Raw genomic sequence first — 12,763 nt, forward strand, 5'->3', positions numbered from 1 at the left:
AGTTTTTGACCAAAGGCAAAACATCTGAAAACTTTACACAACCGCCGTGGTCAGCCGCGACGAGCAGCACAGGCGATCCTGCTCATCGAGAATATCTATCTGCCACACCTGATGGCGGCTACCGGCGTGCAGCGCGCGGCATACACCGCGCACGCGCCCGCTGCGCACCGAGCGGATATGGTTAGCATTCACCTCGAGTCCGACAACCTTCTGCTCCCCTTCGGTACAAAGATAGCCCGCCACCGAGCCCAGCGTTTCGGCCAGCACGACGGACGCTCCGCCGTGCAATAAACCAAACGGCTGATGGGTGCGACTATCGACGGGCATGGTGGCTTCAATCTCATCGTCGCCAATGCGGATGAACTGGATATCCAGCAGCCCCACCATATTTCCCTCGCCCATGGCGTTCAGCGCCTGCAGCGTCACGGCACGTTTCCAGATCATCCAATTATCTCCAGTAAAGCCTGCAGTGGGTGACGTACACCGTTACCTTCTACTCGTTTCACCTGGCTGCGACAGGAGTAGCCCGTCGCCAGACAGCGGTTTCGCGGTAAACGCTGCATCGCCTGATGCCAGGACAGCTCATAGATGCCGAGCGAGTTGGCGTGGTTTTTCACTTCGTGTCCGTAGGTGCCGGCCATTCCACAGCAGCCGACGCTGACGCTCTCCAGCTTCGCGCCGAAGCGGGCAAAGACGGACGCCCACTGCGCGGGCGCGCCCGGCAGCGCGGTGACTTCCGTGCAGTGTCCGAACAGATACCACGGTTCCCCGCTGACATCCTGAACCGCCTTATCTTCCAGCGCCACCGGCAGCCACTCGTGCACCAGCATCACGTTGAAATCACCGCGCTTGTCGCCGAGCGTCTGCTTATATTCATCGCGATAGCAAAGCACCAGCGCCGGATCGACGCCGACCATCGGTATCCCGAGTTGCGCCACGCGGTTTAAGAAGTCAGCCGTTTTCTGCGCGGTCTTTGCAAAGCGCGTCAGGAAGCCCTTGATGTGCTGCGCCTTGCCGTTGGGTGAGAACGGCAGAACCACCGGCTGATACCCCAGCTTTTCCGACAGGCGGATGAAATCCGCGACCACCTGCGCATCGTAGTAGCTGGTAAACGGATCCTGCACCACCAGCACCACCTTCGCTTTTTGCTCAGGCGTGAGTGCCTCCAGCTGCTCCAGGGTCATGTTCGCCGAGCGGTGACCGACGAGCTGGCGCTGCAGAGACGGCACCGACAGCAGCGGCAGATCGATCATACCGATATGTTTTTCGGAGAGCTTGCGCACCAGCGGCTGGTTGATAAAGAAGTTAAAGGTCTTCGGCGCGCGCGCCATCAGCGGCGCGTAGCTTTCTACCGTTGCCACCAGATGGTCGCGCACCGGGCGGAGGTAGCGGGTGTGATACAGCTGCAGGAAGCGCGAGCGGAATTCCGGCACGTCGATTTTAATCGGGCACTGGGTGGAGCAGGCTTTACAGGCCAGACAGCCGGACATCGCCTCTTTCACCTCATGGGAGAAATCATACTCGCCCTTATTGGCATGCCAGCTGTTGCGGGTGCGCTCAATCAGCGAGCGCAGGCTGGCCCGTTTTTCCGGGAGCTGCTGCTCCAGCCCGAGCGGATCCACCCCGCGATCGGCCAGCAGACGCAGCCATTCCCGCACCAGCGTCGCCCGCCCTTTCGGCGAGTGGATGCGGTTGCTGGTGATTTTCATCGACGGACACATCGGGCTTTTCACATCAAAGTTAAAGCACAGTCCGTTGCCGTTGCACTCCATCGCGCCGCGCCAGGAGGAGCGCACCGCAATCGGGATCTGTCTGTCGTACGTGCCGCGCTTGACGGCATCCACCTGCAGCATTGGCGCGTCCACGCCTTCAGGAGGGCAGATTTTGCCCGGGTTGAGGCGGTTATGCGGGTCAAACGCCGCTTTCACCTTGCGCAGCTCCGCGTAGAGCTGTTCGCCGAAGAATGCCGGGCTGTATTCCGCGCGGAACCCTTTCCCGTGCTCCCCCCACAGCAGGCCGCCGTATTTGGCGGTTAAGGCCACCACGTCGTCGGAGATCTGCTTCATCAGGATCTCCTGCTGCGGGTCGCACATATCCAGCGCCGGACGCACGTGCAGTACCCCGGCGTCGACGTGGCCAAACATGCCATAGCTCAGGCCGTGGCTGTCCAGCAGGGCGCGGAACTCGACGATATAATCCGCCAGATGCTCAGGCGGCACGCAGGTATCTTCGGCAAAAGGAATCGGCTTCGCCGCCCCTTTCGCATTGCCGAGCAGGCCCACGGCTTTTTTACGCATCGCATAGATACGCTCAATCCCGGCCAGATCGTTACAGAGCTGCCAGCCGATCACGCCGCCTTCCCCCTGCGCAATCAGCTCATCCAGCCGCTGGCAGAGCGTGGTGACCTGGCGCTCAATCAGCTCCGCGTCGTCGCCGGCAAATTCCACGATGTTGAGACCGAGCATCTCTTTATCCGGCACGTCGGTAATGAGATCGCTGACGGAATGCCAGACAATATCTTCCCGGGCCAGGTTGAGCACTTTGGAGTCGACCGTCTCCACCGAGAGCGCTTTAGCTTGCACCATAAACGGCGCATTGCGCAGCGCAGAGTCGAAGGAGTCATATTTGACGTTCACCAGACGACGTACTTTCGGCAGGCGGGTGATATCCAGCCGCGCCTCGGTGATAAACGCCAGCGTCCCTTCGGAACCGGTCAACACGCGGGTTAAATCGAACTGGGTCAGGTCGTCGTTAAAGACGTGACGCAGGTCGTACCCGGTCAGGAAGCGATTTAGTTTGGGGAACTTATCGAGAATAAGCTGGCGGTTGTCGCGGCAGCGCTCCAGCACGGTACGATAGATGCGTCCGCTGGCGGTGTTATCTTTGCCCAGCGTTTCCGCCAGTTCGACCGGCATCGGCTGCGTATCGAGAATATCGCCGCCCAGCAGAACGGCACGCACGCCCAGCACGTGATCGGAGGTTTTACCGTAGACCAGCGAGCCCTGACCGGAGGCATCCGTGTTGATCATCCCGCCGAGGGTCGCGCGGTTACTGGTGGAAAGCTCCGGGGCAAAAAAGTAACCGTAAGGCTTGAGGTACTGGTTAAGCTGATCTTTGATAACGCCCGCTTCGACCCGCACCCACCCCTCTTCCGGGTTGATCTCAATGATGCGGTTCATGTAGCGCGACATATCAACAATGATGCCCTGGTTCAGCGCCTGACCGTTGGTCCCGGTGCCGCCGCCGCGTGGCGTAAAGACCAGCGAGGCAAAGCGCTCCTGCGTTGCCAGCCGGGCGATAAGCGCGACGTCGGCCGTTGAACGAGGGAAAACCACGGCATCGGGAAGAAGCTGGTAAATACTGTTATCGGTCGCCATCGTCAGCCTGTCGGCATAGTTCGTGGCGGTATCACCTGTAAAACCCTGTTGCTCCAGTGCTTGCAAAAAATTAAGCACCAGCTGAACGACGCCAGGTGCCTGAGAAATCTGTGGGATCATGACTGTCGACCCTAATTAGAGTTGTATGAAATCGTTTGCGTGTATCTTAAAAGTTTTATCACATTTTTTTCTTATAATCTCTGCTGAATTACAGGCAAAATCCGCCTGTCAAAAACCGCTGAGATCATTAATGATTAAAGAGACGCGGTTTTCCGTTCCCGCCAGTTGTACTGGCGTTCTTTTAAGGAAAGTTTCATTTATGGTCAATCTTCGCCAGCCCAGGGATGTTGCGCAAATTTTGCTGTCGGTGCTGTTTCTGGCCCTCATGATTATTGCGTGTCTGTGGATTGTTCAACCCTTTATTCTCGGCTTCGCGTGGGCTGCGACCGTTGTCGTTGCCACGTGGCCTTTGCTGCTGCGCTTGCAGAAGCTGCTGTTTGGCCGCCGCGGGTTAGCCGTGCTGGTCATGACGCTCCTGCTGTTCCTGCTGTTTATTATTCCGATTGCACTGCTGGTCAATAGCCTGGTGGATTCCAGTGGCCCCGTTATTCGCGCCATTAGCAGCGGTGACCTGACGCTGCCGGATCTCGCCTGGCTGAACAGCATTCCGGTGGTGGGCGCCAAGCTCTACAGCGGCTGGCATAGCCTGCTGGAGATGGGCGGCAGCGCGCTAATGGCAAAAGTCCGCCCGTATATTGGCACCACTACCACCTGGTTTGTGGGTCAGGCGGCGCATATCGGCCGATTTATGATGCACTGTACCCTGATGCTGCTCTTCAGCGCCCTGCTCTACTGGCGCGGCGAGCAGGTGGCTTTAGGCGTTCGTCACTTCGCCACCCGCCTGGCGGGCAAACGCGGTGACGCTGCGGTACTGCTGGCTGCGCAGGCCGTGCGCGCGGTTGCGCTGGGCGTGGTGGTGACCGCGCTGGTGCAGGCGGTGCTGGGCGGTATCGGTCTGGCGATTTCCGGCGTACCGTACGCCACCGTATTCACCGTTGTCATGCTGATGACCTGTCTTGCGCAACTGGGACCGCTGCTGGTGCTGGTTCCTAGTATTATCTGGCTCTACTGGACGGGTGATACCACGTGGGGAACGGTGCTGCTGGTCTGGAGCTGCGTGGTCGGCACCATGGATAACGTCATTCGTCCGATCCTCATCCGCATGGGTGCAGACCTGCCGCTGATCCTGATCCTCTCCGGAGTCATTGGCGGACTGATTGCCTTTGGCATGATCGGCCTGTTTATTGGCCCGGTGCTGCTCGCCGTCACATGGCGTCTGTTCTCCGCCTGGGTGCATGAAATTCCGCCGCCGGGAACCGACCCGGACGTGATTCTGAGCGAACTGGAAGAGCTGGAAGAGAAAAACACCCATTAAGTTTTTTGCCGGGTGGCGCTAACGCGCACCCGGCCTACATTCTCTCTCACAATACTTTAGCAGCGTTAAAGTATTTATTCGTTGCACACTGGTCAGACCCGCTATTCATGCACTCATTCTGCTCTTAACCTCAAGAAATCTTTACGTCTCTTTAACTATTGAGACGAATCCGATCGACGCTCAAAGATGACATGCCTACTATTAGCACACGGTTATAAATCAACACCTTGATTTATAAGCATGGAAATCCCCTGAGTGAAACAACGAATTGCTGTGTGTAGTCTTTGCCCATCTCCCACGATGGGCTTTTTTTTATCCTGACTACGCGCGCTTAACTTCACAGGTACTGAGCATCCGCCACTCCGCTGGCAGCACCCGCGTTTCCCCGGTCACATTGACCGTCACCGCCTCGCGGATATCCGCCGACGATGCGCCAACCTGCAGTTCAAACTCGCCCGGCTCAACGATGCGCTTCCCGTCCCGGCGGGTAAAGTTGAACATCTCAACCGGTAGCGTAAAGTTGAGCGTGGCGGATTCGCCCGGCGAGAGCGTGACGCGCTGGAAGGCCTTCAGCTCCTGAAGCGGCCGTACCTGGGTGGCGACCTTATCCCTGACGTAAACCTGCACCACCTCGCTGCCGCTGCGCTCCCCGGTATTGGCGATATCTACGCTCAGCGTCACCTCGCCGTCAACCGGCACGCTGCTTTCGGCGAGGCGGGCTGCGCCCCAGCTAAAGGTCGTCCAGCCGAGGCCGAAGCCAAACGGATAACGTGAACCGAAGTGAAAAGCAAACGGCGTGCCGCCGCTTTTGAGCTTGTGATTGTAGTAATACGGCATGGCCCCGGCGCTTTTCGGCACGCTCACCACCAGACGGCCCTGCGGCTCTGCGCGTCCCGTTAGCACGTCCGCAATCGCCCAGCCCCCTTCCTGCCCCGGCGCCCACGCCACCAGCAGCGCCGCGACCTTATCCTCCAGCCCCTGAAGGTTGTACGGGCGCCCGCCGGTCATCACGACGATCACCGGTTTGCCCGTCGCCACCAGCGCTTCCAGCAGCTGTTGCTGCACGCCCGGCAGGTTCAGGGAATCGGTATCGGAACCTTCCCCCACGGTGCCGCTCTGGAACAGCCCGGCGAGATCGCCCACGCAGGCGACCACCACGTCACTCTCCTGCGCCGCGTCCACGGCCTCGGGGATCAGGGCGGTACTCTGCGACACCGGCGACTGCTGCATCGGTTTGCCGCCGCTGTCGCCCGGGAAGACCGGCGCCCCCGCCATCCGTTTCTCGATGATGTGGCACCCTTTGGCATAGCGGACGTTCGATGCACCGAGATACTGTTCCAGCGCCGCGCGCGGGGTCGTGACCTGCGAGGTCTCTTCCACCATATCGCTGATGATCAGATGTACCGGGAAGCTGTAGCCGCTGAGTAACGCCAGCGGATCGTCTGCCGTCGGCCCCACCACCGCCACGCGGGGCTTACCGCCGAGCGGTAAAATACCGTTGTTTTCCAGCAGCGTGAGCGATTTCGTCGCCACCTCCCGCGCGATCTGGCGGGTCTTGTCGTTTTGCAGATCGATACCGTTCTCATCCGCGTACGGGTTTTCAAATAGCCCCAGACGGAATTTTTCCGTCAGCACGCGCGCCACGATCTCATCCACTTTCGCCATAGAGATCAGCCCGCGCTCAACGGCGTCTGCCAGATGCCGCGCACAGTCGTCTTTCGGCAGCTCAACGTCCAGCCCCGCGTTGAACGCCAGCGCGGCGGATTCCGCCGCATCGTGGGAAATCCCGTGATGCTGGTGCAGCAGGCTGATGCCGCCGTAGTCCGCGACAATAATCCCGTCGAATCCCCACTGTTCGCGCAGGACGGTAGTCAGCAGGAAGCTGTCGCTGTGCCCCGGCTGATTGTCGATATCGTGATAGGCGGGCATCACCGACCCGGCATTGGCCAGCTTCACCGCCATTTCAAACGGCAGCAGGAAGGTGTCGTTCAGCTCGCTGAACCCCAGATGTACCGGCGCATGGTTGCGCGCCCCTTCGCTGAACGAGTGGCCCACGTAGTGCTTGAGCGTCGCCAGCAGGTCGCGCTTATCGCCCTGTAAGCCTTTCACGTAGGCGGTCGCCATCACGCCCACCAGCCACGGATCTTCCCCGAAGGTCTCTTCGGTTCGCCCCCAGCGCACGTCGCGGGAAACGTCCAGCACCGGCGCCAGCCCCTGCAGACAGCCGACGGATCGCGCCTCTTTACCGATCTGCTCTGCCGCGCGCTGTACCAGTTCAGGATCCCAGGTGGAGCCGTAGTTCAGCGACGACGGGAACAGCGTAGCGTCTTTGCACAGCAGCCCCACCAGGCACTCTTCATGGAACAAGGCCGGAATGCCGAGGCGCGTCTCCTCCATCATCATCCGCTGCAGGCGGTTCGCGGCGCGCACGCCGGTTTTCGCGTCAACGATATGGGTACCGAGCGGACGGGTGATCTGCCCGACACCCAGCTTTAACCGTTCGCCTAGCGCTGCCTGCTCGCTCACGCCGGCGAATTCATCGCTGAGATCGCTGCGCTCGCGGTGGTTACCGTTTTCATCGAGGATCAGCCAGTACGCGTGCATCTGGGCGAACTTCTCTTCCGGGGTCATACGCGCCAGTAAATCGGCGACGCGCTCGTGCACGGGACGTCCCGCGTCCTTATAGATAGCTGTCATGTTTTACTCCTGTAGTGCGGAAGGGGTTGCCGGGCTGAGCTGCCCCGCTTCGGGTCTGACCTCACGTTTGCTGGCCAGCTCACGGGCGATGGAATCAACCAGCCGGCTGTTGAGCTTGTAGATGGCAAGCAGCGCGACCATGCAGAGGAACAGCGCGCAAGGGATAAGGGTGAACAGTGCGTTGATGGTCGAGAGAACGCCTGGCGCCTGGGTTGCCTGTCCCGGCGCGTAATCCACCATGCCAAGCACCCAGCCGACGACCGCGCCGCCCAGCGCCAGGCCGAATTTGATGGCAAACAGCGCGGTGGAGAAGACCAGCCCGTCCAGGCGGCGGCCGCTGCGATGCTCCTCGTAGTCGACCACATCGGAGAACATGGTCCACTGCAGCGGCGTGGTGAGGTTTTGAATAAAGCTAAAGACGATGTTGAGGCCAAAGATCAGCCACACCTGCGAAGGCGGCAGGAAGAAAATCAGCGCACCAAAAATCACGAAGGAAATTATCGTCCACTGATAGGCGCGCACGCGGTCAAATTTTCCCAGCAGCCGTTCAGATAATAATGCGCCGCTTAGGGAGGCCACCATGCCGGAAACAATAAAGGCAAAAACCAGATCCGGGCGCAACAGCACATAGTTCACGTAATACATCGTGGCGGAACCGCGCGTCACCACCGCCGTTAACAGCAAAATATTAAACAGGAACACAATACGCCACTGGCTGTTCCCGGCCAGCAGTTTTAAATCGGTGAGCATCGAGCCGGAGGTATCATTGCGCGGCGAATAACGCTCGCGGGTCATCAGGAAACAGCAGAAGAACAGAACGATTCCCAGCAGGCCCATCAGACTCATGGCATAGAAATAGCCTTTCTGCACGTTGCCCTGGCCTAACAATGAGACCAGCGGCAGGGCAATAACCGTCACAATCAACCCGCCGATAAACGACAGGCCAAAACGCCACGACTGCAGAGAATGACGCTCGCGCGGGTCCAGCGTCAGCGCGCCGGGCATGGCGCAGTAAGGCACGTTAATCGCGGAGTAAATCAGGCTTAAAATTGCGTAGGTCACGCAGGCATAGACGATTTTTGCCGTTGGACCAACGTCCGGCACATAGAAGGTGATCAGGCAGCTCACGCCAAACGGGATGGCAAACCACAGCAGCCAGGGACGGAAACGTCCGTGACGCGTCTGTGTGCGGTCAACCAGCGCGCCAATGCACGGGTCGACAAACGCATCGACCACGCGCACCACTAAAAACATGGTGCCCATAATCGCGGCGGGAAGCCCAAAAACGTCTGTATAAAAATAAGCGAGAAATAACGTTGCCGTTTGCCAGACCAGCGCGCTGGCCATATCACCTAAGCCATAACCTATTTTATCTTTGGTACGCAATACAGAGGAGAGTGTCATTGTTATTTGCCTTTTTATCAGGTTAAAACGTATTTCAACCAGTTGCGCATCACTGAAAGAGAAATGCGCAGTAAGGCTCAAGTATTAGCAACGCGTTGCGCGCTAACAATTGTCTAAATTGACAGACAAATTATGATATTTGGTTTTTTACTTTATTTGTGATGGGGAGCAAATAAGAAATGAAATAAAAAAGGCGAGGAATAATATCCTCGCCTTTTCGGGTCAGCGTGGCGTTACTTGTTCAGTTCCGCCAGGCTCAGCCAGGTTTGCACCACCGTATCCGGGTTCAGGGACAGGCTATCAATCCCCTCTTCCATCAGCCAGGCGGCAAAGTCTTCATGGTCGGATGGACCCTGACCGCAAATCCCGACGTATTTACCCTGCTTCTTCGCCGCGCGGATGGACATAGAAAGCAGCGCTTTCACCGCCTCGTTGCGCTCGTCGAACAGCTCGGAGACCACGCCAGAGTCACGGTCCAGACCCAGCGTCAGCTGCGTCATGTCGTTCGAGCCGATAGAGAAGCCGTCGAAATGTTCCAGGAACTGCTCGGCCAACAGGGCGTTGGACGGGATTTCGCACATCATGATGATCTTCAGCCCGTTCTCGCCGCGCTTCAGACCCTGACGCGCCAGCTCGTCAACAACGGCTTTCGCCTGATCGACGGTACGCACAAACGGGATCATGATTTCGACGTTGGTCAGCCCCATGTCGTTGCGCACGCGCTTCACCGCCTCGCACTCCAGCGCGAAACAGTCGCGGAAGCTGTCGGACACGTAGCGTCCGGCCCCGCGGAAGCCCAGCATCGGGTTCTCTTCTTCCGGCTCGTAGCGCTCGCCGCCTACCAGGTTGGCGTATTCGTTAGACTTAAAGTCAGACAGACGCACAATCACGCGTTTCGGATAGAAAGCAGCGCCGAGCGTCGCGATCCCTTCGGTCAGACGGCCGACGTAGAACTCTTTCGGCGAGTCGTAGCCTTTCATCATCTCGCGGATTTCGTTCTGCAGCTTCGGATCCTGGTCGTCAAACTCCAGCAGCGCACGCGGGTGAACGCCGATCATACGGTTGATGATAAATTCCAGGCGCGCCAGGCCTACGCCTTCGTTCGGCAGGCAGGCGAAGTCGAACGCGCGGTCCGGGTTGCCGACGTTCATCATGATCTTCAGCGGCAGGTCAGGCATGGTATCCACGCTGGAGCTCTTCACGCTGAAGTCGAGGATATCGGCATACACGTAGCCGGTATCGCCTTCGGCACAGGAAACGGTCACGTTCTGGCCGTCCTTCATGCGCTCGGTGGCATCACCGCAGCCGACAACCGCAGGAATACCCAGCTCGCGGGCAATGATCGCCGCATGACAGGTACGACCGCCGCGGTTGGTGACGATAGCCGCCGCTTTCTTCATGATCGGTTCCCAGTCCGGGTCGGTCATGTCGGTCACCAGCACGTCGCCTGGCTCAATACGGTTCATCTCGCTGATGTCGTGGATCACTTTGACCGGACCGGCACCGATGCGGTGACCGATAGCACGGCCTTCCGCCACGATTTTGCCCTTGGCATGCAGCGTATAACGCTCCATCACCTGGCCGCGAGAGCGGACGGTTTCCGGACGCGCCTGCACGATAAACAGCTTGCCGGTGTTACCGTCTTTCGCCCATTCGATGTCCATCGGACGGCCGTAGTGTTTTTCAATCTGCACCGCCTGCTTCGCCAGCTCCTGAACTTCAGCGTCGGTCAGGGAGAAGCGGTCGCGCTGTTCCTGCGGTACGTCTTCAATTTTAACCTGCTTGCCATGCTCCTGCGTCGGAGCATAGATCATGCGGATTTTCTTTGAACCCATGGTGCGGCGCACTACCGCCGGACGGCCAGCGGCCAGCGTAGGCTTATGAACATAGAATTCGTCAGGATTTACCGCACCCTGCACGACCATCTCACCCAGGCCCCACGCGGAGGTGATAAACACCACCTGGTCGAAGCCGGATTCAGTATCAATGGAGAACATCACGCCGGATGAGCCCACGTCCGAGCGCACCATGCGCTGTACGCCAGCGGAGAGCGCCACGCCGCGATGGTCGTAGCCCTGATGCACGCGATAGGAGATGGCACGGTCGTTGAACAGGGAAGCAAACACGTGCTTCACCGCCACCAGCACCGCATCGTAACCCTGGACGTTCAGGAAGGTTTCCTGCTGTCCGGCAAACGAGGCGTCCGGCATATCTTCCGCGGTCGCAGAGGAACGTACGGCAAAGGAAGCCTGCGCATCGTCAGCGGAGAGCTGGTTGTACGCGTCGTGAATGGCTTTTTCCAGTTCCGGCTGGAAAGGTGTGTCGATGATCCACTGGCGGATCTGCGCCCCGGCTTTGGCAAGCTCGGTGACGTCATCAATATCCGTTTTATCCAGCAGGTCGTAAATGCGCTGGTTAACACCGCTCTGGTCTAAAAACAGGTTAAAGGCATCGGCGGTGGTGGCAAACCCGTTCGGTACGGAGACACCCATACCCGAGAGGTTTGTAATCATTTCACCCAGGGAGGCATTTTTGCCCCCAACTCTGTCTACATCATTCATGCCGAGTTGGTTATACCAAAGCACCAGCGGTGACGAGCCATTGTTGGACATCGAAACAATCCTTTTGTGATATTTGATCGGAGTAAGTAACACCTGACTACGTTTTTATACTGGCATATTTATTTCCGCTAAAAAAACGGTGAATCGTGTAAGCAATTTAAAATTTCAACTTTTCGGATACTTTCCCATCAACGATTAACCCGATGATTCCTCTATATTCAGCCAGAAACCCCAAAAATAAAGTCGCTATTTGAAAAATGAAATCCACTTTTCAGGAAAATCAAAAACAGTGTTTCACTCATAATTAGGATAAGTTCTTTGCTGTGTAAATTACTTTTTTAATTTATGCTTTCAGACAATTACGTCTGATATTCAGGGTGGGTAAAATGGATAGTGCTGTCGATCGTCACGTTTTTTATATTTCTGATGGTACGGCGATCACCGCCGAGGTGCTGGGACACGCGGTGATGTCGCAGTTTCCCGTATCGATCAACAGCATTACGCTGCCGTTTGTCGAAAATGAGAGTCGCGCCAAAGCGGTAAAGGACCAGATCGACGCCATTTACCAGCAGACCGGCGTCCGCCCGCTGGTGTTCTACTCCATCGTGATCCCCGAGATTCGCTCCATCATTCTGCAGAGTGAAGGCTTCTGCCAGGATATTGTGCAGGCGCTGGTGGCTCCGCTGCAAAGCGAGCTGAAGCTCGACCCGACGCCTATCGCCCACCGTACCCACGGGCTGAACCCCGGCAACCTGACCAAGTACGATGCCCGTATTGCCGCCATCGATTACACCCTCGCGCACGACGACGGTATCTCGCTGCGCAATCTCGACCAGGCGCAGGTGATCCTGCTTGGCGTGTCGCGCTGCGGCAAAACCCCGACGAGTCTCTACCTGGCGATGCAGTTCGGCATTCGCGCCGCCAACTACCCGTTTATCGCTGACGATATGGATAACCTGGTGCTGCCCGCTGCCCTCAAGCCGCTGCAGCACAAGCTGTTCGGGCTGACCATTAATCCGGAGCGCCTTGCCGCTATCCGCGAAGAGCGCCGCGAGAACAGCCGCTACGCCTCCATGCGCCAGTGCCGGATGGAGGTCTCCGAAGTGGAAGCCCTGTACCGCAAAAATCAGATCCCATGGCTGAACAGCACCAACTATTCGGTGGAAGAAATTGCCACCAAAATTCTCGACATCATGGGCCTTAATCGCCGCATGTACTAATATGCTAGTACATTAACTCAGATTCAGGTATCATCATCGGCAACCACGGGGCGGTGTCGCCCCGAACTT

7 protein-coding genes and 1 other RNA gene are annotated in these 12,763 nt (G+C 58.0%); 3 read left to right on the top strand and 5 right to left on the bottom strand.

Annotated elements, in window-relative coordinates:
• Window positions 1-33: 33 nt before the first annotated feature.
• Together menI and USH94_RS10670 are read right to left on the bottom strand one after the other, a co-directional pair.
• Entirely contained in the window at window positions 34-444 is a 411-nt protein-coding gene (gene menI, locus USH94_RS10665; RefSeq protein WP_023311321.1) for a 1,4-dihydroxy-2-naphthoyl-CoA hydrolase, read from the bottom strand.
• Window positions 441-3,497: an FAD-binding and (Fe-S)-binding domain-containing protein gene (locus tag USH94_RS10670; protein WP_111965627.1), complete on the bottom strand. Its 3,057-nt coding sequence runs from the start codon at window positions 3,495-3,497 to the stop codon at window positions 441-443. The genes menI and USH94_RS10670 overlap by 4 nt, the downstream gene beginning before the upstream one ends.
• Window positions 3,498-3,696: 199 nt before the next feature.
• On the opposite strand from USH94_RS10670, the gene ydiK reads away from it, so the two are divergent.
• Both ydiK and rprA read left to right on the top strand, forming a co-directional pair.
• Window positions 3,697-4,812, top strand: coding sequence for an AI-2E family transporter YdiK (gene ydiK / locus USH94_RS10675; protein WP_045910283.1), 1,116 nt, complete (start codon window positions 3,697-3,699; stop codon window positions 4,810-4,812).
• A gap of 208 nt (window positions 4,813-5,020) precedes the next feature.
• An RNA gene (gene rprA, locus USH94_RS10680) (antisense sRNA RprA) lies at window positions 5,021-5,128 on the top strand.
• 5 nt (window positions 5,129-5,133) lie between these two features.
• Here rprA and USH94_RS10685 read toward each other — a convergent pair.
• The 3 genes from USH94_RS10685 to ppsA all read right to left on the bottom strand — a co-directional run bounded on the left by USH94_RS10685 (window position 5,134) and on the right by ppsA (window position 11,525).
• Window positions 5,134-7,509: a glycoside hydrolase family 3 N-terminal domain-containing protein gene (locus USH94_RS10685; protein WP_111965626.1), complete on the bottom strand. Its 2,376-nt coding sequence runs from the start codon at window positions 7,507-7,509 to the stop codon at window positions 5,134-5,136.
• Window positions 7,510-7,512: 3 nt separating this feature from the next.
• Complete coding sequence (locus USH94_RS10690; protein ID WP_048977420.1) at window positions 7,513-8,913, bottom strand: MFS transporter; 1,401 nt, start codon at window positions 8,911-8,913, stop codon at window positions 7,513-7,515.
• 233 nt (window positions 8,914-9,146) lie between these two features.
• Window positions 9,147-11,525, bottom strand: coding sequence for a phosphoenolpyruvate synthase (gene ppsA, locus USH94_RS10695; RefSeq protein WP_111965625.1), 2,379 nt, complete (start codon window positions 11,523-11,525; stop codon window positions 9,147-9,149).
• 335 nt (window positions 11,526-11,860) lie between these two features.
• Here ppsA and USH94_RS10700 point away from each other — a divergent pair, with 335 nt between their 5' ends.
• Entirely contained in the window at window positions 11,861-12,694 is an 834-nt protein-coding gene (locus tag USH94_RS10700) for a pyruvate, water dikinase regulatory protein (protein ID WP_023311315.1), read from the top strand.
• Window positions 12,695-12,763 lie beyond the last annotated feature (69 nt).

Source organism: Enterobacter sp. 148H3 (assembly GCF_034107425.1).
Taxonomy (GTDB): Bacteria; Pseudomonadota; Gammaproteobacteria; order Enterobacterales; family Enterobacteriaceae; genus Enterobacter; species Enterobacter vonholyi.